Consider the following 20,607-nt stretch of genomic DNA (forward strand, 5'->3'; position numbering starts at 1 on the left):
GCGCCGCCGCCCGGCGCCCGTCAGTCCTCCAGCTCGTCCTCGCCGCCGCGCCAGGTCGCCGGGTCGAGCTCGGGCGGGGTACAGCCCGGCACCACCGCCGAGGCGTCGATCAGCCACCAACTGCGCCGGTTCGCGGTACCGACCTCGATCGCCCGGCTGGCGTCGACGCACGGCCCCATCACCGCCTGCAGGATCAGCACCCTGCGCGAGGTATCCGCCTGCAACCAGTCGATCGCGCCGGCCAACTGCACGTGCGGCGGCTGGGTGAAGCCCCAGTCCACCGCCGGACGGTCGGCCTGCAGGAGGTTTTGCTCCTTCCAGCCCACCAGGCCGAGCTCGGCATCCGGGCCGATCATCGCTCCAGCCTTCGTCATCACCTCGCTCGCCGAAGACGATGGATTCATCAACGGATAGCCGAGCACGCCGTACAGCACCCACAGCCCGGCCAGGCCGGCCACCGTGCCGTGCGCGCCACGGCGCGGCCCGAACCACAGCAGCGTGCCGGCGAACCAGACGCCGATCGCCAGCAACAGCCAGGTCGCCTGCGTCACGGCGACGGCGTCGAAGCCGCGATCCTCGACCAGCCTGCGCTCGAACCCGGGCTCGCCCAGCCACATCGCAATGCCGGCCCCGAGCGTGGCCAGCGCCAGCAGCGCGCCGAAGGCGAACGCCAGCCGCGGCGGCCACAGCTTCCTCAGCAGACCCGGCAGCAGCGGCGCCAGCGCCAGGCAGGCCATCGGCAACGCCGGCATGATGTAGACATCGCGCTTGCCCTGCGGAATCGAGAAGAACACCAGGATCAGCAGCCACCACGCCAGCGGCAGCAGGTAGCGCGCATCGCGCCGCTTCAGCCGCCGCCACCAGGCCGGCAGCGCCCACGGCAACGCCAGCATCGGCGGCAGCCACATCGTCAGGACCACGCCGAGGTGGTACCACGGCGGCTGGTGGTGGTCCCAGCTCTTCGCGTAGCGGTTCGCGGTCTGGTTGAACAGGATGTCGTCGAGATAGGCGCGATAGGCGGGGTCGGGATGCCCGAGCGCGGCGGTCACCATCGGCCCCAGCCACAACGAGGCGGCGGCCGCGAACGCGACCGGCCCCAGCCACCAGCGCGGATCGCGGACCTGCTGACGCACCCGCGGCCAGCCGGCCAGCGCCGCCGCGGCCGCCGGCAGCAGCATCAGCAGCGCGAGCGCGCCGACGCCCTTGGTGATCGTGCCCAGGCCGGCGGCGAACCAGCCGAGCCACCACCAGCGCCAGCCGTCGCCCAGCAGGACATGGCGCAGCAGGCCGTAGTTGGCCAGGGTGATGTAGAAGGTGACCAGCGGGTCGATCTGGGCCTTCTTGGCCTGGTAGGTGAACTGCACCGCGAACAGCAGCGCCCAGCCCGCATAGAGGCCGACCTTGCGTGTCCACAACCGCTTGCCGAGATCGGTCACGCACCACAGCGTGCCCAGCGCCGCCAGCAGCGACGGCAGCAGGAAGGCCAGCCGCCAGTTGCCGAAGACGCTGTAGAACGCCGCCTGCAACCACATCAGCATCGGCGGCTTGTCCGAGTACAGCTCGCTGCCGCGATGCGGGAACAGCCAGTCGCCGCTCTCGACCATCTGCTTGGCGACCAGGGCGAAGCGCGGCTCGTCGGCAGGCCATGGATCACGCAGGCCGAGGCCGGCGCCGAGCACCAGCACGGCGGTGATCCAGAACAGGGTGGTGGCGTTGAACCAGGGCGCGCGGCGGAAGCCGCTGGAACGGGCGAGCGTCGTCATGGCCGGCATGATACGGGCAGACGTCACGCTGTTTGTCGGAGAACCGTTGCCGTGCAGCCGTTCTACGGACTTTTTGACCCGGTCCCCGCAGGAGCGGCGTAAGCCGCGATCCCCGGGCTGCGCCCGGGAACCCCCAAAGTTTGCTTCGCAAACCATGGGCCCCGCCGTTGCGCCTCCACACCCCCCATTCGCACCTTCGGTGCGAATCGCCCCCTGACTCAGGGGGCATGACCCCATGACCACATGCCGCAGGAGCGGCTTGCGCCGCTGCTACCGGCTCATGCCGTTCGACAAGCCTTCAACCGGTCTTGCGCAACCGCGCGTAGAAAAACCCGTCACCGCCGTCCTCGCCCGGCAGGCGCTGGCGACCGGGGCCGCTGGCATGCCCCAGATGCGCCGGCAGCGGCTCGGCCCGCGCATCCGGCGTGCGGGCAAGAAAAGCCTCGACCTGGCTCGCGTTCTCGGCCTTGAGGATCGAGCAGGTCGCGTAGACCAGCACGCCGCCAGGCCGCAACGTGGTCCACAGCGCGTCCAGCAGCTGGGCCTGCACCGCCACCAGCGCATCGACATCGGCCGCGCGCCGGTGCAGGCGCACGTCCGGCTGGCGACGGACGATGCCGGTGGCCGAGCACGGCGCATCGAGCAGAACCGCGTCGAACGGTACGCCGTCCCACCAGTCGGCGACCGCGGTCGCGTCGGCGGCGAGCAGGCGCACGTCCGGGCCGGTCTCCAGGTCCGGATGCAGACGCCGCAGGGTCTCGCGGACCCGCTCCAGGCGGCGGGCGTCGACATCGAGCGCGGTCAGCCGCAGCGACGGCTCGCGCTCGAGCAGGTGCGCGGCCTTGCCGCCCGGGGCAGCGCAGGCATCGAGCACGCGGGCACCGGCGGCAGGGGCCAGCACGTCGGCCACGCATTGCGCGGACAGGTCCTGCACCGATACCGCACCATCGGCGAATCCCGGCAACGCGGCGACCGGCATCGAGGTCTCCAGGTGCAGCGCATCGGCCGCGTGCGGGTCGGCGACGGCCGCGATACCGGCCTCGTGCAGGCGCCCGATGCAGGCCTCGCGCGTGAGACGCCGACAGTTGACCCGCAGCCACATCGGCGGCTCGGCAACACTGGCCGCGAACACCGCATCGGCCTGCTCCGGCCAGTCGTCGCGGATGCGCGCGCGCAGCCAGTCGGGCCAGTCCGCGTCCGGGTCGACAGCGGGCAGGCCCTCGCGCTGGGCGCGCCTCAACAGCGCGTTGACCATTCCGGCCTGATGGCGTCGGCCGAGCATCCGTGCCGCCTCGACGGTCGCCGCGACCGCGGCATGCGCGGGCAGCCTCAACGGATCGAGCTGGGCAAAGCCCAGGTACAGCAGCGTGCGCAGTTCTCCGTCGCGCCGTCCCGGCGGCTTCGGCATCCAGGCCGTCAGCGCCGCGGCATAGCGACCCGGCTGGCGCAGCACCGCGAAGCAGAGCGCCTCGACGAGCGCGCGGTCGCGCGGGTCGGCGAGCATCGGCAGCGCCTCGACCAGTTCGGCCCGCAGCGACCGGCCGCGGTGCAGCACCGCGTCGAGCACCCGTGCAGCGCAGGCGCGCGGCGCGGCGCCGCTGGCGGCCGGGGCCGGAGTGGAAGAAGCGGACTGCCTGCGCCGCTCCGGGCTGCGCCCGGCCGACCGCCGCCGCTCAGCGGCGGTACCGCGCGCATCCGGCGCGGAGGGTGGCTTGTGCGGTGGCGTCTTCGTCATCTTCGGCTCGCGAAAGCGGTTGCGGTGGCACTTCTCCGGCAGATCATGCGGCCCTCCTGCTCTTGGCCGTCTCGGCCCGAAGGCGATCGGGACGCCGCCGCCACATGCCGTTGCCGCCGCAATTCGGCAGTCAGGCGCGCATCAGCTCCTGCCGCGCGTTGAGGAAGTCCGCCGCGGTGATCGCCTTGCCGCCGTCGCGCTGCAGGGTGCGGATGCGCAGCACGCCCTCGCCGCAGGCCACGTCCAACCCGTCTCGGCCGGCATGCAGCAGCGTGCCCGGCTCCGCATCGTGGACGCGTTCGAGCGCGACCGCGCCGTGGATGCGCAGGCGCTCTCCAGCCAATCGGCACTCGGCCACCGGCCAGGGATTGAACGCGCGCACGGTATTGGCCAGCTCGCTCGCGGGACGCTTCCAGTCGAGCTTCGCCTCGCCCTTGTCGAGCTTGTGCGCGTAGGTGACGCCCTCGTCGGGCTGCGGCTGCGGGACCGGCAGGATTCCCGCGCGCAGCAGGCCCAGCCCATCGGCCAGCACCTGCGCGCCGAGCAGGGCCAGGCGATCGTGCAGCTGTCCGCCGGTCTCGTCGGCGCCGATCGCCAGCGACTGCGACAACAGCACCGGGCCGGTATCCAGGCCCTTCTCCATCCGCATCAGGCAGACCCCGCTCTCGCGGTCGCCGGCCTGGATCGAACGCTGGATCGGCGCCGCGCCGCGCCAGCGCGGCAGCAGCGAGGCATGCACGTTCCAGCAGCCGTGGACCGGAATGTCGAGCACCGACTGCGGCAGGATCAGGCCATAGGCGACCACCACCATCAGGTCCGGCTGCAGCGCGCGCAGCTCGGCCTTCGACGCCGCGCTGCGGAAGTTTTCCGGCTGCCGCACCTCGATGCCCAGTTCCAGCGCGACCCGCTTGACCGGCGCCGGCGCCAGTCCGCGGCCGCGGCCGGCCGGGCGATCGGGCTGGGTGTAGACCGCCACCACCTCGCCGTGCCGGGCGGCGGCGCGCAGGCAGGGCACGGCGAAGTCGGGGGTACCGGCGAAGACGATTCTCATGCGGGACGACCAGGAAGAAAGACGAAGGAGCGGATGGGCGGCCGCCGGAACGGGCATGCACCCGCCCCGACGGGTTCCGGCGCCTCCCTTCCCGATCCCGGGCCGCCGTCAGGCGGCGTTGCGGCGGGCCTTGGCCAGCTTCTTGCGGACCATCTCGCGCTTGAGCGGCGACAGATAGTCGACGAACAACTTGCCGAGCAGGTGGTCCATCTCGTGCTGGATGCAGACCGCCAGCACCCCGTCGGCCTCCAGCGTCTGCGGCCGCGCGTCGCGGTCGAGATAGCGGACGGTGATGCGATCGGCGCGGGTCACGTCGGCGAAGATGCCCGGCACCGACAGGCAGCCTTCCTGATAGACCTGTTCGCCGTCGCGGGCAGTGATCTCGGGATTGATGAAGACCATCGGCCGGTCCCGTTCCTCGCTGACGTCTATCACCATGAAGCGCTGGTGCACGTCGACCTGGCTCGCCGCCAGGCCGATGCCGGGCGCCTCGTACATGGTCTCGAACATGTCGTCGAGCAGTTGCTGGAACTCCGGCGTGGTCACGCGGGCAGGATCGACCGGCGCGGCGACGGTGCGCAGACGCGGGTCGGGAAATTCGAGAATCGGGAGCTGTGCCATGACCAAGGAAAAATGGGGGCGCCTGTCACAGAGGCAAGCAGGACACTAGATTGTAACGCCGATATTGGGCGCCAGGGCTTGCAACCGTGCGCGACTTCTGGGCTATAGTGCCGATGGCCCTCGCCGGAGACCGGCTCAGGGGCGAACCTGCAAGGGGAATCAGGTAGATGGCTGCCATGTTTAAACCGATTCGCGCGGTATTTGCCGCCGCGTTGTTCACGATCGCCACCTACGGCCTGGCGGCCGAGATGCGCGGCGACCACCCCGACACTTATGTCGTGAAGCGCGGCGACACCCTCTGGGACATCGCCGGCAAGTTCCTGCAGAAACCGTGGCTGTGGCCGGAGATCTGGCAGGCCAATCCGCAGATCAGCAACCCGCACCTGATCTATCCGGGCGACGTGATCTCGCTGGCCTACCTGAACCGCGTCGGCGTCGAGCCGGGGCCGCGCGAGGAAGCCCCGATCAATGCGATCCCGCTGGCCGACGTGGAAGCGTTCCTGAAGGATCTCAGTGTCGTCGACAGCGTCGAAGGCATGCCCTACGTGGTCGGCCTGGAGGAAGACCGCCTGCGCGGCGCCCAGGGCCAGGCGATCTACGCCGCCGGCCTCGACAGTGCCCAGCCCGGCGAGCGCTACACGGTGGTGCGTCCGATGCAGCGCTACACCCGGCTGGACCGCACCAACTGCTGCGACCTGTTCCACAGCGACGACCTCGACTTCCGCGGCAAGCGCCATCACATCGATTTCGAGAACGCGTGGACCAACGCGGTCACCCCGGACAACGGCAGCGAGCTGCTCGGCTACGAGCTGGTCAAGCTGACCAACGCCACGGTCAGCCGCGGCGTGGTCGATGGCGTCGAGGTGGTGACCCTGGTGGTCGACGATGCCGGCCGCGAGATCCGCGTCGGCGACCGCCTGGTGCCGGTGCAGGCCCAGCCCTACGACCTGCAGTTCTTCCCGCATGCACCGGCGCAGACGCTCGAGTACGGCCGCGCCCGCATCCTCGCGGTGGCCGACACCCTGAAGCACGGCGGCCGCCGCGACGTGGTCGCGCTGTCGGTCGGCGCCCGCGACGGCGTCGACAACGGCACCGTGTTCTCCAGCTGGCGTGAAGGCAGCAACGCCGTCGACCGGGTCAAGGTCGGCGACGACCGCAGCGAGTACCTCGTCGGCGATGCCAGCCGTGCGCGCCTGCCGGACGAGTTCGCCGGTCACATCATGGTGTTCCGTACCTTCGACAAGGTCAGCTACGGCCTGGTGATGGACGGCATCCGCCCGATCAAGGTCGGCCACCACCTCAAGCACCCGGACGCGGCGTACTGAGTGCACCGCGACAGGGTCGGAAATTTCCGACCCTTCCACACGACGGCGCCCGAGGGCGCCGTCTTCGTTCGTGGCGGACGATATCCGCATGGACGCAAACGACGCTCTCCCGCCCCGGCCCGGTCGCAACACGGCCGTGCCGCCATCGCCGGACGACCTCCACGCACTGCTGCGGCTGGCGACCTGCGGCGGCCGCGTGGCGCCCAGGCGCGCACTGCTCGAGCGAGCAGGAAGCCCGCAGGCCGCGTTGGCCGGCGGGACGTCGCTGTGGCGTGCCTGCGGGCTGAGCGGCGAACAGGTCGCGGTGCTGCGTGGAACCGGAACCGCGGGACTGGCCACCGCGATCGACTGGCTGCAACGCCCAGGCCATCACCTGATCGGCTGGCACGACCCCGACTATCCGCCGCTGCTGCGACGGATCGCCTCGCCGCCGCTGGCGCTGTTCGTCGCCGGCGACCCGGGCCTGCTCTGGTACCCGGCGGTGGCGATCGTCGGCAGCCGGCGCCCGACTCCGGCCGGCCGCGACAACGCCCGCTCGTTCGCCGGCGCCCTGGCCCGGTCGGGACTGGTGATCGCAAGCGGCCTGGCCAGCGGCACCGACACCGCCGCGCATGCCGCCGCACTGGATGCCGGAACGGACGGGTGCGCGGCCACCGTCGCCGTGCTCGGCACCGGGCCGGACGTTCCCTACCCTCGCTCCAACACCGACCTGCATGCCCGCATCGCCGCCAACGGCGCGATCGTCAGCGAGCATCCGCCCGGCACCGGACCGCGCAAGGAACACTTCCCGAGCCGCAACCGCATCCTGGCCGGGCTCGCTCTCGGCACATTGGTGATCGAGGCCGCATGGCGCTCGGGGGCGCTGATCACCGCGCGGCTGGCGGCCGAAGCCGGCCGCGAGGTGTTCGCGCTGCCCGGCTCGATCCACAATCCGATGGCGCGTGGCTGCCATAGACTGATCCGCGACGGCGCGGCACTGGTGGAGAGCCCTGCCGAGGTGGCGGACACGCTCGGCCCGCTGGCGACGGCGCTCGCCGGGGATCTGCGTCGACGCCTTGAACGGACGGACGCCGCCCCCAGATCGGGGGACCGTGACGGCGTCCATGCGGCTGTCACGGCCCCGGGCGATGATGCCCGGCGGACCGTTTCGCGACAGGATCTCAACCATCCGTGCGACGACCCGCACCACAATAAATTGTGGGCCGCATTGGGCCACGACCCCACCGATATGGATCAACTGGTCGAGCGCAGCGGATTGACGACCGCCCAAGTGTCCTCCATGCTGCTGCTCATGGAGCTTGATGGACGCGTGACGGTGCAGCATGGCCGGTACTTCCGAAGCCACTGAACGGACACGGTCGGCACCCCGCCGCGCCGGAGAACACACCGGCGATTCATCCTGACCCAACGCGCCGCATGCGGCGCAGGCCGAGGGAAATGAAAGAGAGCATCCTGGACGTCCTGCTGTACCTGTTCGAGCACTACTTCACCCACGAGGCGGACCTGGTCCGCGACCGCGACTCCCTCACCGGCGGGCCCCTGTTCGAGGAACTCGGCCAGGCCGGCTTCAGCCCCGCCGAGATCAACAAGGCCTTCGAGTGGCTCGATGCGCTGGCCCGGCAGCGGCCCAGCGCCTCGGTCGCGCGTGCCGACGGCCCGACCCGCGTGTATGCCGGTCCCGAGCTCGACCGCCTCGACACCGACTGCCGCGGCTTCCTCCTGTTCCTCGAACAGCACGGGATCCTCGACGCAGGCCAGCGCGAGCTGGTGCTCGACCGGGCGATGGCGCTGGACCAGGACGAACTGGACCTGGACGACCTCAAGTGGGTCGTGCTGATGGTGCTGTTCAACCAGCCCGGCGCCGAGGCCGCCTATGCCTGGATGGAAACGCAGATCTTCGCCGACGAGCCCGAACCGGTGCACTGAACGACACCGCATCGGGCGGGGGTCCAGGTGTCGTGGGGACGGCATCCGGACACGCGATCCGCGCGTGACGGCATGATGTGGCGGCAGCCGCCCCCGGGAGCGGCCTGCCGCGAAAAGCAGGGGAACAGATGACGCATTGGCACTACCACGACCCGGCCAGGGGACCACTCGGCCCGGTCGACGCCGACCGGCTCCGGCAGGCCTGGAACCGACGCGAACTGGCCGCCGATACCCTCGCCTGGCGCGAAGGGCTGGATGGGTGGCGGCCATTGTCGCAGCTGGTCGATGAGCTCGGGCTCGATGTCCGAGGAGGCGCCGCGGTGCCGCCGCCGCTGCCCAGCGCCGTCCCCGCGCCGCGCAAGGGGCTGTCCGGCTGCGCGATCGTCGCGATCGTCGGTGCGGTCCTGTTCGTTCCGGTACTGGGCGTCCTCGCCGCGATCGCGCTGCCGGCCTACCAGGACTACACGATCCGTGCCGGAGTCACGCAGGCGTTGGCCGCCGCCGAACCGGTGAAGGCCGGGGTGGCCGGATTCGCCGCCGCCGAGGGCCGCTGTCCGGTCAACGGCGAGGGCGGCCTGGGCGAGGCGGAGGACTATGCCGGCCCGGGGCTGGCCGCGATCCGCATCGGCACGCTGGAGAACGGCCATTGCGCGCTCGAGCTGGAACTGGCCGGTGCCGGGGAAGCGGTCGCCGGGGCCACCCTGTTGCTGGAGGCGCAACCGGCCGCGGACGGCGCCTGGAGCTGGCGTTGCGACGGCAGCGGCCTGTCGGCCAGCCGCCTGCCGAGACATTGCCGTCCCGGCGCCGACCCGGACGCCCCCTGAGACGGATCACCTACGACACGGAATGGATACGACGACAATGAGCCAGTGGTACTACAGCGACACGATGAACCGCCGGCAGGGGCCGGTCGGCGCCGACGCCCTCGCCGGGTTGCACCGCGAAGGCCGGATCGGCCCCGAGACCCTGGTCTGGCGCGACGGCATGGCGAACTGGCAGCCCTGGCACACGGTCTCTGCCGAAATCCTGTCCGGCCCGCCGACGGATCCCGCGCCCATTGCCGCCGCCGCGGCAGGCACGCTCGCCGCGGGCACGAACCCGTACGAAGTCGTGCCCGCCACCGCCACGCAGGCAGCCGCACCGGCCTCGCCGTATGCGCCACCGGGCTCGCAGCTGTCCGATCAGGGCGACTTCCAGGCCGGTGGCGAGATCGTCTATGCCGGCTTCTGGAAACGCTTCGCCGCACTGGCGATCGACAATTTCCTGATCGGCATCGCCTACTACGCACTGATCATCGTGGCGATGATCGCGCTCGGCATCGGCGCGGGTGCGTTCGGTGACCTCGACGCCGGCAGCGGCGCGGCGATGGGCGGGTTCATCGGCCTGATGGCGGTGATCTATCTCGCCTACCCGGTCCTCAGCGCGTTGTACTACGTCAGCTTCGAGTCCTCCTCCAAGCAGGCCACGCTGGGCAAGATGGCGGTCGGCATCAAGGTCACCGACGACACCGGGCACCGGCTCTCGCGTGGCCGCGCCCTGGGTCGCTGGGCCTCGCACCTGCTGTGTTACCTGACCCTCTACATCGGCTACCTGATGGCCGCCTTCACCGACCGCAAGCGTGGTCTGCACGACATGGTGGCCGGCACCCTCGTGGTCGACCGTTGGGCCTACACCGCATCGCCGCAACTGCAGCGACGCGACCTGGGCGCGGTGACCATCGTGATCATCGTGCTCGCGGCGCTGGTCGTGGTCGCCTACGCGGCGATCATGCTGGCGATCGCGATCCCGGCCTACCAGGGGTACCTGGAGCGTGCCGGCGGCGCCTGACCATCCCCCGGCCCGATGGTCGCCGCCGGAGCCGCCGCGCTTGACAGCGCCGGCCCCGGCATGATTCCACTATATATAAGGAACACCCCCAGCGCCCGCGGCCTTGCCGCGGGCGTCGCCTTCTTTGCTGTATACACGTGCGGGGCCCGACCGCCGTCCTGATACCGCCCCGTGGAGTCGCCGCATGGCCAAAAACCTTCTCATTGTCGAATCCCCCGCCAAGGCCAAGACGATCAACAAGTACCTAGGCAAGGACTTCACCGTCCTGGCCTCCTACGGCCATGTCCGGGACCTGGTGCCGAAGGAGGGCGCGGTCGACCCGGATCGCGATTTCGCGATGCGCTACGACCTGATCGACAAGAACGAGAAGCACGTGGCCGCGATCGCCAAGGCCGCGAGGACCGCCGATGCGCTGTACCTGGCGACCGACCCGGATCGCGAGGGCGAGGCGATCAGCTGGCACATCGCCGAAATCCTGGCCGAACGCGGCCTGCTCAAGGGCAAGACCCTGCAGCGGGTGGTGTTCACCGAGATCACTCCGCGCGCGATCAAGGAGGCGATGAACCGCCCGCGCGACATCTCCGCGCCGCTGGTCGACGCCCAGCAGGCGCGCCGCGCGCTCGACTACCTGGTCGGCTTCAACCTGTCGCCGGTGCTGTGGCGCAAGGTCCAGGCCGGGCTCTCCGCCGGCCGCGTGCAGTCGCCGGCGCTGCGGATGATCGTCGAGCGCGAGGAGGAGATCGAGGCGTTCAAGGCGCGCGAGTACTGGACGGTCGAGGCCGAATGCCGGCACCCCAAGCAGGAATTCACCGCACGCCTGATCAAGCTCGATGGCAGGAAGTTCGAGCAGTTCACCCTGACCAACGCCGACGATGCCGAGGCCGCGCGCCAGCGCCTGGTCAAGGCCGCCGGTGGCGTGCTGCAGGTCACCGACGTCAGCTCGAAGGAGCGCAAGCGCCGGCCGGCGCCGCCGTTCACCACCTCGACGCTGCAGCAGGAAGCCTCGCGCAAGCTCGGCTTCACCACCAAACGGACGATGCAGGTGGCCCAGAAGCTGTACGAGGGCGTCGCACTCGGCGACGAGGGCACCGTCGGCCTGATCACCTACATGCGTACCGATTCGGTCAACCTGTCGGCCGAGGCGCTGACCGAACTGCGCGACGTGATCGCACGCGACTTCGGCACCCGCGCGCTGCCGGACAAGCCCAACACCTACCAGACCAAGTCGAAGAACGCGCAGGAGGCCCATGAGGCGATCCGCCCCAGCTCGGCGCTGCGCACGCCGGCACAGGTCGCGCGTTTCCTCGACGACGACGGCCGCCGTCTCTACGAGCTGATCTGGAAACGCGCGGTCGCCTGCCAGATGGTCCCGGCCACGCTGAACACCGTGTCGGTCGACATGGCCGCCGGCAGCGAGCATGCGTTCCGCGTCTCGGGCACCACCGTGGTCGATCCCGGCTTCCTTGCCGTCTACGAGGAGGGCAAGGACGCGAAAGGCAAGGACGACGACGATGAGGGCCGCAAGCTGCCGCCGATGCAGCCCGGCGACCGGGTGCCGCTGGACCGCATCCATGCCGACCAGCACTTCACCGAGCCGCCGCCGCGCTATTCGGAAGCCTCGCTGGTCAAGGCGCTGGAGGAATACGGTATCGGCCGGCCTTCGACCTACGCATCGATCATCGCGACGCTGCTGTTCCGCAAGTACGTCGAACTGGAGAGCCGGCGCTTCCGTCCGACCGACGTCGGCCGCGCGGTCAGCAAGTTCCTCTCGACCCATTTCACCCGCTACGTCGACTACGACTTCACCGCGCGGATGGAGGACGAACTCGACGCGGTCAGCCGGGGTGAGGAGGAATGGATCCCGCTGATGGAGAAGTTCTGGGGCCCGTTCAAGGAGATGGTCGCCGACAAGATGGAATCGGTCGACCGCAGCGAGGCCACCGGCGCTCGCGAGCTGGGCACGGACCCGAAGACCGGCAAGCCGGTCAGCGTGCGGCTGGGCCGGTTCGGCCCATACGCGGCGCTCGGCAGCACCGCGGAGGATGCCGAGGAGAAGCCCAAGTTCTCCTCGCTGCGCCCCGGCCAGAGCATGCACACGATCACGCTGGAGGAGGCGCTGGAGCTGTTCAAGATGCCGCGCATGCTCGGCGAGTCCAACGGCGAGACGGTCAGCGTCGGCATCGGCCGCTTCGGTCCGTTCGCCAAGCGCGGCAGCACCTATGCCTCGCTGAAGAAGGAGGACGACCCGTACACGATCGACCTCGCACGCGCGGTGTTCCTGGTCGAGGAGAAGGAGGAGATCGCGCGAAACCGGATCATCAAGGAGTGGGAGGGCCATGACGTCCAGGTCCTCAACGGCCGCTTCGGTCCGTATATCAGCGACGGCAAGCTCAACGGCAAGATCCCGAAGGACCGGGAGCCGGCCTCGCTGAGCCTGGAGGAGGCGCAGCAATTGCTCGCCGAGACCGGCAAGCCGGTGCGCGGCCGCTTCGCCAAGAAGGCGGCCAAGAAAGCGGCGCCGGCGAAGAAGACCGCCGCGAAGGCTCCGGCGAAGAAGGCGGCCAAGAAGGCTCCGGCGAAGAAGACCGCCAGGAAAGCCACCAAGAAGGCGGCGAAGAAGACCGTCGCCCGAAAAACCGCGAGCTGAGCCTCGCCGGCGGGCGTCGCCGCGCCCGCATCGACGCCGAAGAAGGGCCGCCATCGTGCGGCCCTGTTCATGCCGGGCGCTCCCGGGGAACCGCTGCGGGCCCATTTGATGACAAGAATGTCCTGAAAGTGTCGTTTCGGACATTCGGCCATGACCCCGGAAAAGTCGAGGATCAACAACCCGTAGCCTGCCTCATATCGGTGGAAGCTGCGGAATTTCCGGCCCAGTCACAGTTTTGAATGACATCGTTGTCTAACGTTCGCTCGAGGGGGATCCGTCCGGACAGGACATCCAGTCGAGGGAGACCGCGTCATGAAGACCTACCCTGCACCCCGCCCGCCGGCCCCGCTGCGGCCGCGGGCTTCCATCCGCCCATCCATCGTCCACCTGCTCGTGATCGGCATGCTCGCCGCGGCACTGCCGACACCGCGCGCCCACGCCCACGGCACCATGGTCAAGCCGGTCAGCCGCATCTATGCGTGCGCCCAGGGCAACCGCGAGAACCCGACCGATCCCGCCTGCCGCGCCGCCTGGCAGGTCGCCGGCCCGCAGCTGTTCTACGACTGGATGGGCATCAACCAGGCCAATGCCGATGGCAATCATCAAGCCGTGGTGCCGGACGGCACGCTGTGCAGCGGCAACAATCCGACCTTCCGCGGCCTCGACCTGGTCCGCGACGACTGGCAGGCCAGCGACGTCGCGCCGGAAGCCGACGGCCGCTACACGTTCCAGTTCAAGGGCACCGCTCCGCACGCGACCCGCGACTGGGTGTTCTATGTGACCCGCGACGGCTGGGATCCGAACACCGCGCTGAAGTGGTCGGACCTGGAGGAGTTCTGCCGGGTCGGCAACACGCCGCTGTCGGCCGACGGCAGCTATCACCTGACCTGCACCCTGCCGCAACGCAGCGGCCGTCACGTGATCTACAACACCTGGCAGCGCTCGGACTCGACCGAAGCGTTCTACACCTGCATCGACGTGAAGTTCGCCGGCGGCGAGCCGCCGCCACCGCCGCAGTGGCGCGACGCCGGTGCGCTGGTCGCGCAGAACCCGTTGCCGGTCGGCACCACGGTGATCCTGCGCGTGTTCAACGCCGACGGCAGCGACGCCGAGCGGATCGAGACGACGATCGACACCACCGGCCAGGGCACGACCACCGGCTGGCCCCGGCACATCGGCGAACAGGTTAATGCGCGCGCCGGCTTTGCCCGGATCGGCGTGCTGGAGAACGGCGTGATCACGCCGATCGAGTCGGCCACCGGAAATCGCGTCTACCTCAGCGGCGACGGCCGCAGCCACCAGCTCGACATCCAGCTGCCGTCCGATCCGCCCCCACCGGGCGAGTACGACTACGTCTACCCGGACGGCCTCGGTCAGTACGTGCCCGGACAGACCGTGGTCAAGGGCAGCGACGGCCGGCTGTACGCCTGCCGTCCGTTCCCGCAGGGCGGCTGGTGCAACATCAACAGCCCGGCCCACTACGCACCCGGCACCGGCTCGAACTGGCAGGACGCCTGGATCGAGTACTGAGGACGGCCAGCGGCAATCCGTCGCCGACCCGCCCCGGCGTCGTCGGCCCAGGCCACGCCGGGGCCGGCTCCCTAGGACCGGCCATCGCTTGCATCCGCGTGCATGGCCCCTTCTGCGGACGTGCCAGCTCCGCCACGACGCAGCGGCCGTCCGCCGCGGCCTGGCATGCCGGAGATTCGCGGTCGCAACGACGCCTCCACATGACATCGACCACCCGATCCTGACAGACTGGACGGCATGTCCGTATTGCCCGAGCTCACCGCCGCCGTGAACGCGCTGCGCCGCGGCGGTGTCATCGCCTACCCGACCGAGGCCGTCTGGGGTCTTGGCTGTGACCCGTTCGACGAGGCCGCGGTCGCACGCCTGCTCGAGATCAAGCAGCGACCGGTCGACAAGGGCCTGATCCTGATCGCCTCCACGGTCGCCCAGCTCGACGGCCTGATCGATTGGAATGCGCTGTCGCCGGAACGCCGGGACGCGGTCCGCGCCAGTTGGCCCGGCCCGAACACCTGGGTGGTCCCGGCGACCTCGCGCGTGCCGCGCTGGATCACCGGCGATCATGACGGCGTCGCCGTGCGGGTCAGCGCGCACCTGTCGGTGATCGGGCTGTGCGATGAATTCGGCGCCGCGCTGGTCTCCACCAGCGCCAATCTCGCCGGGGCGCCGCCGGCGTTCCTGCGCGAGTCGCTGGACCCGGCGCTGCTGCGGCGGATCGATGCGATCGCACCGGGCGAGACCGGCGGCATGGCCGCGCCGACCTCGATCCGCGACGCCCGCGACAATCGCCTGCTGCGCGCCTGAGCGCGCGCCGCGTCGTCTGCGGCGGCGCGTCATGCCCGCTGCGGACGATCGGCGTAGCCTCGAAGGCGGCCGCCGGCCCGGCGGCGATCGACCCGCACAGGAGCACGACGATGAAGCCGACCCGCCTTGCGATGCTGGGCTGCGTACTCGCCATCGCCACCATATCGATCCCGGTCTCCGCCCAGGATCCGGCCGCCGATCCCACCGCCACGATGAGCGCGGAACAGAAGGCGATGATGGAAGCGTGGGCCAGGGCCGCCGCGCCCGGCCCCCAGCACGCCCGGCTGGCGCAGCAGTTCGTCGGCGACTGGACGACGACCACCCAGTTCTGGACCGACCCGTCCGCGCCGCCGATGACCGAAACCGCCAGCGCAACCGCCCGCCCCTTGTTCGGCGGCCGCCAGGTGCGCATGGACTACAGCGGCCAGATGATGGGTGCACCGTTCGAGGGCATGAGCCTGACCGGCTACGACAACGTCTCCGGCCGCTACAACGCGGTATGGATGGACAACATGTCGACCGGTACCTACCTGCTCAGCGGCGACTACGACGAAGCCAGCCGGACCTACACCTACACCGGCGAGTGGCCCGATCCGATGCGGGCCGGGAAGATGGTCCAGGTGCGCGAGACGGTGCAGATCGTCGATCCCGACCATCACGTGATCGAGATGTTCGAGAGTCACGACGGCGTCGAGCGACGGACGATGCGGATCGAGATGCGGCGCGCCGAATAGCCGGCAAGGCGCGCATTTCCCGGACCCGCCCCTTCCGTCGCAGCGGCCACGGGCGCAAGATGGCGGCATGCAACGGGCATGTCGCCATCGTGTTCGCGTCGTCCTGCCCGCGGTGATCGCCGCCGCGGCCGCCGGCATGCCGTGCCTGGCGATCGCCGACGACGTCACCATCTACCGTTGCACCGATGCGCAGGGCCGCCTGAGCCTGCGCGACACGCCCTGCGTGGCCGGCGAGAAGCAGCAGGTGCAGACGATGCAGCGTCCGGTCGATCCACCGCCGCGGCCGCAACCGGCGCCACCGGCCCCGCCACCGCCGGCAACCACGCCGCCGGTCGTGCAGACCGTGGTGCTGCAACCGCCGCGGCCGATGTACGAGTGCGTGACCCCGGATGGCGAGACCTACACCAGCGAAACACCGGAAGGAAACCCGCGCTGGGTGCCGCTGTGGACGCTCGGCTATCCGGTGGTCGTCCCGCACCGGCGCCATGGCGGCGGTTTCCGCGCCGACGTCGGGGTCCACGACGGCCGGATCGACGGCAGGATCACGATCGACCACTCGATCGGAGGCGGACACCGGCCGCCGATCGCGGTCGGCTACCCGGCAGGCACCTGGATACGCGATGCCTGCCATCCGCTGCCGCAGCAGGAGGTCTGCGACCGCCTCCGCGATCGTCGCAGCGAGCTCGGCCGACGCTACAACAGCGCACTGCAGAGCGAACGCCAGCAGATCACCCGCGAGCGGCGCGGCATCGATGCCCGCCTGGCCAACGACTGCCGGAACCACTGATCGATGAAACCGAGTCCGATCCGCGCCGTGACCGCCGCGTGGCTGGCAGCCGTCGCGCTGGCACCGGCTGCCGCGCCCGCGCAGACGGTGCTGTACCGCTGCACCGATGCCGAAGGCAACCTCACCATCCAGAACGACACACCATGCCCGCCCGGCAGCCAGCAGCGCACCCAGGTGGTCGGCGAACTGCCCAGCTCGCCGGCGCAGCCTCCGCCGCCGCAGCGCCCGCTGCCGGAACCGGAATGGCAACTGCCGCCGCCACAACCGCGTCCGTCTCCACCGCCCTCGGCGCCTGCTGCACCGGTCGCACAGGGCCTGCCGGAACCCGGCCAGCCGCTGCTGCGGCCGGTCCCGCTGACCGTGCTCACCGACGGCGCCGGGACGGACACCGGCGCTCCCCAGTTCAAGCTGCTCGACTCCGGCACCCCGCCCGCCGAGCGCGAGCCGGCATCCGAAGACAGCGCCTCCGCCTCGCCCGACGTGCCGCCCTTGCCGCCATTGCAGGCCTGCCGGACATGGGACAACGAATTCCACTACAGCGAATCTGAGGAGCCGCCGAGCCGCTGCGCGCCGCTGCGCACGGTCGGCATCGGCGGCCGGCCCGAATTCGGTGCAGGCTCCGCATGCGAGATGGTCACCGATACCTGCGCGGCGGTACCTGCCGAACAGCTGTGCGAAGCCTGGTTGCGCCGCCTGCGCGACGAACAGGCCAAACTGGTGTTCGCCCGCAGCGACAACCCCGCCGCGACCCGCGCCGAAGTCGCGCGGATCGAGGGCGTGCTCAAGGACAGCGCCTGCCGGTAGGCCGCCCATGCGCTCGACCCGGCCCCGCGAGCCGACAGGAAACGACGCCCGCTTCGCCCCCGTGCTGCGGATTGCGGCGTTCGTGCTGGCGGCACTGGTTCTGGGCCTGCTCGTCCTGTTCGGCGCGGTCTGGCTGGAATCGCAGCGCTTGAAGCCACCGCGCGATTACTTTCCCGAGGGCGCCCTCGAGGCAGCGGACGAGATGCGCATCGGACGCCTGCTCGCCGAGATGGACGAGCCGGTGCTGGCCGCGTCCGATGACGACGGGCAGTTCGCGCTGCGGATGCTGTACGCCCCCTCCTGGGGCGACCCGGTCGCGGTCCGCTACCAGGCGACCCGGGACGGCGCGCTGCGACGCAGCGTCGTGCTCGACGACCCGGCGACGGACACGGCCCGGCAACGCATTGCGGTCGCGCGTGAAACCAGCGTTTCCTCCGATGAACTGCAGAACCTCCGGCATCGGCTCGAGCAGAGCGGCTTCTGGCACCTCCCGCCGACCGATGAAGCGAACATCAAGGATGGCTATGCGTTGCTGGTCGAAGCTGTCGACGGCGACCGGCACTGGTTGTTGACGCGATCGGCACCGAATTCACAATCCTCGGAACGCGGACTCGATGCGCTTGTCGGGCTCATGGCCGACGAGTTGAATCGCGATGATGAGACCGTGCTCATGCGGGACGCGGACGATTGGAGCCCCTAGTCGCCACTGCAGGCGCCACATGCGCCCGAAGTGGCGCGAAGGGTTGCGCCCGCGGCAGGTCCGCACAAGAATGCCGCTGAGCCAAAGCCTGGCATCACGCCCCCCTTGTTCCGCACCACTGTGGTGCGGCTCGACTCAGGCACTGTTTGCAATCGACATGGACTTCAAAGATATTGAAGAATCTGCCCTAAGGCTCAACGAGCTCTACGAACAGCTTGAAATCAAGATGTACGGGCGCGTCTGGACGACGGAAGAACTTACGCTCGGCTTCGTAGGGGATGTGGGCGATCTGGCAAAGCTGATCCAGGCGAATGAAGGCGTCAGAAAAATTGACGACTGCAAAGAGAAGCTTGGACACGAACTATCGGACTGCCTTTGGTCAGTACTGGTTCTTGCGAATAAATGCGGTATTGATCTGGAGACGGTGTTCGCCCGGAACACCAACGAACTGATCGACCATGTGTCTCGCCAGTTGGACACATCAAGGGGCGTTCAAGAGCCCCCGGACGAAGACGTACGCGGCTTGACGACAGCGCTGGATCAGCGGGGAGAACGTGATGGGAGCTTGGGGGACCGGGTCTTTTGACGACGACGATGCCGCGGACTTCCTCTCGGATGTGATGGCGGGTGCGGACTTGGGGCCGGTTCGGGAAGTCTTGGCTGCCGCTTTGGACGCTGGCGAGTACCTTGAAGCTCCGGATGCGAGTCAGGCCATTGCTGCGGCAGAGATCGTGATGGCGGCACTGGGACGCCCCACTGACGCTGCACAGCAAGAAGATGAGCTCATGGAATGGATTGCCCGGGTAAAACCGTCAGCGGACGCTGCACTTGCCTCGCAAGCTGTGAAGGCTCTCGATAGGATTCTTGCTCCGAACTCCGAGCTGCGTGAGCTGTGGGAGGAGACCGAAGAGTTCGCCGAGTGGCAAGCGACCGTTGTCGCCCTGCGCTCGCAACTGCAGGTCTAGGAGTTCATTCGAGCCGCCGCGCTGGGCATGTGCAGACCTTTGTGCTGCCGAAGTTTGGCTGCACCTGAGGGAGACGGTCCACAACCGGGCCGAGCGCACAGGCCCTAGAAGCCATACCGCAAGAACCCGCCGTCCACCGCGATGCACTCGCCGGTGATGTAGGCGGCGGCGGGCAGGCACAGGAAGGCGACCGCGGCGGCGACTTCCTCGGGTTCGCCGATCCGGCCCAGCGGGGTGCGCAGCAGCACGTCGTCGAGGTAGTCCGGGTCGGTCAGCTTGCCGGAGGTGCGGCGGGTGCGGATGTACCACGGCGCGACCGCGTTGACGCGGATGCCGTCCTCGGCCCATTCGACCGCCAGATTGCGGGTCATCTGGTGCAGCGCGGCCTTGCTCATCCCGTACGGCGCGCCGGTGCGCACGTGGGTCGCACCGGAGACACTGCCGATGTTGACGATGCTGGCGGCGCCGTGGCGGGCCAGCATCGGATGCAGGTAGCGCGACAGCTCGAAGGCGGAGAACAGGTTGACCTCGAAGATCGCCCGCCATTCATCGTCGGCGTATTCGGTCGCCGGGCGGGTCAGATTGCCGCCGGCGTTGTTGACCAGGATGTGCAGACCGTCGCCGAAGTCCTCGACCCAGTCCAGCAGCGCGCGGCGCTGTTCATCGTCGGCGACGTCGGCGACGAAACCCGCGACCTCGCGCTCGGGGAAATCCTCGACCAGCTCCTCGCGGGCGGCATCAAGCGCGGTGGCGTCGCGGGCGGCGATCAGCACGTCGGCACCGAAACCGAGCAGTTCGCGCGCGATCGAGCGGCCGATCCCGGCGCTGCCGCCGGTCACCAGCGCGAGTTGTCCGTCCAGCCGCCAGCGTCGAGGATCCATGCGTTCGTCCCGTGGTCGAGGAATCGTGGAAACGTGAAGCGGATGCCGGCGCCACTACGACCCACGGCGCCTGCTGGCGTAGCATAGCGCCGACACCGCCACCAGCCCGTACCGGGGAAGGAGGGCATGATGCGAATACCCGCAACCGTCGCCCGAGCGGCCGCCGCGCTGGCGGCGTCGCTAGTGGTCGCACTGACGTGTGCGTGCAGTCCGCCGCAGCCGCCCGACAAGGAGCGCCCGCCCGAACCGCAGGCAAGTACGACGCCGGCAAGCGACCGGGCCACCGGGTTGCGCGATGCGATGCAGGCGCCGATCGACCGCGCCAGGGACGCCGAGCAGGCGATCCAGGATGCCGCCGAGGCGCAGCGCGAAACGATCGAAGCGGCGGCGGACTGAGGGACGCACGACCCGTAGGCCGGGTGGGGCGCAGCAATACCCGTCAACCCCGCCGGGACGTCGGCTACGCCTGTAGGAGCGACTAGCCGCGATCGGGCTTCCCCATGAAAGCCT

20 protein-coding genes are annotated in these 20,607 nt (G+C 69.7%); 15 read left to right on the forward strand and 5 right to left on the reverse strand.

Translation table 11 applies throughout. The features are described from left to right. Positions 1–20 precede the first annotated feature (20 nt). The 4 genes from L3V18_RS07120 to def all read right to left on the reverse strand — a co-directional run bounded on the left by L3V18_RS07120 (position 21) and on the right by def (position 5,170). A complete protein-coding gene (locus L3V18_RS07120) occupies positions 21–1,763 on the reverse strand; it encodes an ArnT family glycosyltransferase (protein ID WP_237053984.1) in 1,743 nt (580 codons plus the stop codon). Positions 1,764–2,061: 298 nt separating this feature from the next. Next, entirely contained in the window at positions 2,062–3,498 is a 1,437-nt protein-coding gene (gene rsmB / locus L3V18_RS07125; protein WP_237053985.1) for a 16S rRNA (cytosine(967)-C(5))-methyltransferase RsmB, read from the reverse strand. Between the two features lie 130 nt (positions 3,499–3,628). After that, on the reverse strand, positions 3,629–4,549 hold the full coding sequence (gene fmt / locus L3V18_RS07130) for a methionyl-tRNA formyltransferase (RefSeq protein ID WP_237053986.1): 921 nt from the start codon (positions 4,547–4,549) through the stop codon (positions 3,629–3,631). A 108-nt stretch (positions 4,550–4,657) separates the two neighbouring features. Beyond that, positions 4,658–5,170 (reverse strand): peptide deformylase, encoded by a 513-nt coding sequence (gene def, locus L3V18_RS07135; protein WP_237053987.1) that lies wholly within the window; start codon positions 5,168–5,170, stop codon positions 4,658–4,660. Between the two features lie 176 nt (positions 5,171–5,346). On the opposite strand from def, the gene L3V18_RS07140 reads away from it, so the two are divergent. The 14 genes from L3V18_RS07140 (at position 5,347) to L3V18_RS07205 (ending at position 19,216) form a co-directional block, all read left to right on the forward strand. Continuing rightward, positions 5,347–6,495, forward strand: a complete 1,149-nt coding sequence (locus L3V18_RS07140; protein ID WP_237053988.1) for a LysM peptidoglycan-binding domain-containing protein — start codon at positions 5,347–5,349, stop codon at positions 6,493–6,495. A gap of 88 nt (positions 6,496–6,583) precedes the next feature. Beyond that, complete coding sequence (gene dprA, locus L3V18_RS07145; RefSeq protein WP_237053989.1) at positions 6,584–7,843, forward strand: DNA-processing protein DprA; 1,260 nt, start codon at positions 6,584–6,586, stop codon at positions 7,841–7,843. An 89-nt stretch (positions 7,844–7,932) separates the two neighbouring features. Beyond that, the gene (locus L3V18_RS07150) at positions 7,933–8,421 is read left to right on the forward strand and encodes a DUF494 family protein (RefSeq protein ID WP_237053990.1); all 489 of its coding nucleotides are present in this window, start codon (positions 7,933–7,935) and stop codon (positions 8,419–8,421) included. A 128-nt stretch (positions 8,422–8,549) separates the two neighbouring features. Then, positions 8,550–9,245, forward strand: a complete 696-nt coding sequence (locus L3V18_RS07155) for a pilin (RefSeq protein ID WP_237053991.1) — start codon at positions 8,550–8,552, stop codon at positions 9,243–9,245. Between the two features lie 22 nt (positions 9,246–9,267). Continuing rightward, the gene (locus L3V18_RS07160) at positions 9,268–10,248 is read left to right on the forward strand and encodes an RDD family protein (RefSeq protein ID WP_237053992.1); all 981 of its coding nucleotides are present in this window, start codon (positions 9,268–9,270) and stop codon (positions 10,246–10,248) included. A gap of 184 nt (positions 10,249–10,432) precedes the next feature. Further along, positions 10,433–12,895 (forward strand): DNA topoisomerase I, encoded by a 2,463-nt coding sequence (locus tag L3V18_RS07165; protein WP_237053993.1) that lies wholly within the window; start codon positions 10,433–10,435, stop codon positions 12,893–12,895. Positions 12,896–13,297: 402 nt separating this feature from the next. Further along, on the forward strand, positions 13,298–14,425 hold the full coding sequence (locus L3V18_RS07170; RefSeq protein WP_237054228.1) for a lytic polysaccharide monooxygenase: 1,128 nt from the start codon (positions 13,298–13,300) through the stop codon (positions 14,423–14,425). Between the two features lie 237 nt (positions 14,426–14,662). Then, the gene (gene tsaC, locus L3V18_RS07175; RefSeq protein ID WP_237053994.1) at positions 14,663–15,226 is read left to right on the forward strand and encodes an L-threonylcarbamoyladenylate synthase type 1 TsaC; all 564 of its coding nucleotides are present in this window, start codon (positions 14,663–14,665) and stop codon (positions 15,224–15,226) included. Positions 15,227–15,336: 110 nt separating this feature from the next. Next, on the forward strand, positions 15,337–15,960 hold the full coding sequence (locus L3V18_RS07180; protein WP_237053995.1) for a DUF1579 domain-containing protein: 624 nt from the start codon (positions 15,337–15,339) through the stop codon (positions 15,958–15,960). 67 nt (positions 15,961–16,027) lie between these two features. Continuing rightward, positions 16,028–16,747 (forward strand): DUF4124 domain-containing protein, encoded by a 720-nt coding sequence (locus L3V18_RS07185; protein WP_425493481.1) that lies wholly within the window; start codon positions 16,028–16,030, stop codon positions 16,745–16,747. A gap of 3 nt (positions 16,748–16,750) precedes the next feature. After that, positions 16,751–17,551 (forward strand): DUF4124 domain-containing protein, encoded by an 801-nt coding sequence (locus tag L3V18_RS07190; RefSeq protein WP_237053996.1) that lies wholly within the window; start codon positions 16,751–16,753, stop codon positions 17,549–17,551. A gap of 7 nt (positions 17,552–17,558) precedes the next feature. Beyond that, positions 17,559–18,251: a hypothetical protein gene (locus L3V18_RS07195; RefSeq protein WP_237053997.1), complete on the forward strand. Its 693-nt coding sequence runs from the start codon at positions 17,559–17,561 to the stop codon at positions 18,249–18,251. Between the two features lie 157 nt (positions 18,252–18,408). Continuing rightward, positions 18,409–18,837: a MazG nucleotide pyrophosphohydrolase domain-containing protein gene (locus L3V18_RS07200; protein WP_237053998.1), complete on the forward strand. Its 429-nt coding sequence runs from the start codon at positions 18,409–18,411 to the stop codon at positions 18,835–18,837. Next, positions 18,809–19,216, forward strand: a complete 408-nt coding sequence (locus L3V18_RS07205) for a DUF4259 domain-containing protein (RefSeq protein ID WP_237053999.1) — start codon at positions 18,809–18,811, stop codon at positions 19,214–19,216. The genes L3V18_RS07200 and L3V18_RS07205 overlap by 29 nt, the downstream gene beginning before the upstream one ends. 104 nt (positions 19,217–19,320) lie before the next feature. Here the strand turns inward: L3V18_RS07205 and L3V18_RS07210 are convergent, their stop codons facing one another. After that, complete coding sequence (locus L3V18_RS07210) at positions 19,321–20,097, reverse strand: SDR family oxidoreductase (protein WP_237054000.1); 777 nt, start codon at positions 20,095–20,097, stop codon at positions 19,321–19,323. A 129-nt stretch (positions 20,098–20,226) separates the two neighbouring features. On the opposite strand from L3V18_RS07210, the gene L3V18_RS07215 reads away from it, so the two are divergent. Next, entirely contained in the window at positions 20,227–20,493 is a 267-nt protein-coding gene (locus L3V18_RS07215; RefSeq protein ID WP_237054001.1) for a hypothetical protein, read from the forward strand. Positions 20,494–20,607: the final 114 nt, after the last annotated feature.

The organism is Marilutibacter chinensis (genome assembly GCF_021725675.1).
In the GTDB taxonomy this organism is placed as follows: Bacteria; Pseudomonadota; Gammaproteobacteria; order Xanthomonadales; family Xanthomonadaceae; genus Marilutibacter; species Marilutibacter chinensis.

What these genes read in the sequence shown, in the direction of transcription:
- L3V18_RS07120 (WP_237053984.1), bottom strand. Translation starts at nt 1,763, where the DNA reads ATGACGACGCTCGCCCGTTCCAGCGGCTTCCGCCGCGCGCCCTGGTTC.
- rsmB (WP_237053985.1), bottom strand. Translation starts at nt 3,498, where the DNA reads ATGACGAAGACGCCACCGCACAAGCCACCCTCCGCGCCGGATGCGCGC.
- fmt (WP_237053986.1), bottom strand. Translation starts at nt 4,549, where the DNA reads ATGAGAATCGTCTTCGCCGGTACCCCCGACTTCGCCGTGCCCTGCCTG.
- def (WP_237053987.1), bottom strand. Translation starts at nt 5,170, where the DNA reads ATGGCACAGCTCCCGATTCTCGAATTTCCCGACCCGCGTCTGCGCACC.
- L3V18_RS07140 (WP_237053988.1), top strand. Translation starts at nt 5,347, where the DNA reads ATGTTTAAACCGATTCGCGCGGTATTTGCCGCCGCGTTGTTCACGATC.
- dprA (WP_237053989.1), top strand. Translation starts at nt 6,584, where the DNA reads ATGGACGCAAACGACGCTCTCCCGCCCCGGCCCGGTCGCAACACGGCC.
- L3V18_RS07150 (WP_237053990.1), top strand. Translation starts at nt 7,933, where the DNA reads ATGAAAGAGAGCATCCTGGACGTCCTGCTGTACCTGTTCGAGCACTAC.
- L3V18_RS07155 (WP_237053991.1), top strand. Translation starts at nt 8,550, where the DNA reads ATGACGCATTGGCACTACCACGACCCGGCCAGGGGACCACTCGGCCCG.
- L3V18_RS07160 (WP_237053992.1), top strand. Translation starts at nt 9,268, where the DNA reads ATGGATACGACGACAATGAGCCAGTGGTACTACAGCGACACGATGAAC.
- L3V18_RS07165 (WP_237053993.1), top strand. Translation starts at nt 10,433, where the DNA reads ATGGCCAAAAACCTTCTCATTGTCGAATCCCCCGCCAAGGCCAAGACG.
- L3V18_RS07170 (WP_237054228.1), top strand. Translation starts at nt 13,298, where the DNA reads ATGCTCGCCGCGGCACTGCCGACACCGCGCGCCCACGCCCACGGCACC.
- tsaC (WP_237053994.1), top strand. Translation starts at nt 14,663, where the DNA reads ATGTCCGTATTGCCCGAGCTCACCGCCGCCGTGAACGCGCTGCGCCGC.
- L3V18_RS07180 (WP_237053995.1), top strand. Translation starts at nt 15,337, where the DNA reads ATGAAGCCGACCCGCCTTGCGATGCTGGGCTGCGTACTCGCCATCGCC.
- L3V18_RS07185 (WP_425493481.1), top strand. Translation starts at nt 16,028, where the DNA reads ATGCAACGGGCATGTCGCCATCGTGTTCGCGTCGTCCTGCCCGCGGTG.
- L3V18_RS07190 (WP_237053996.1), top strand. Translation starts at nt 16,751, where the DNA reads ATGAAACCGAGTCCGATCCGCGCCGTGACCGCCGCGTGGCTGGCAGCC.
- L3V18_RS07195 (WP_237053997.1), top strand. Translation starts at nt 17,559, where the DNA reads ATGCGCTCGACCCGGCCCCGCGAGCCGACAGGAAACGACGCCCGCTTC.
- L3V18_RS07200 (WP_237053998.1), top strand. Translation starts at nt 18,409, where the DNA reads ATGGACTTCAAAGATATTGAAGAATCTGCCCTAAGGCTCAACGAGCTC.
- L3V18_RS07205 (WP_237053999.1), top strand. Translation starts at nt 18,809, where the DNA reads ATGGGAGCTTGGGGGACCGGGTCTTTTGACGACGACGATGCCGCGGAC.
- L3V18_RS07210 (WP_237054000.1), bottom strand. Translation starts at nt 20,097, where the DNA reads ATGGATCCTCGACGCTGGCGGCTGGACGGACAACTCGCGCTGGTGACC.
- L3V18_RS07215 (WP_237054001.1), top strand. Translation starts at nt 20,227, where the DNA reads ATGCGAATACCCGCAACCGTCGCCCGAGCGGCCGCCGCGCTGGCGGCG.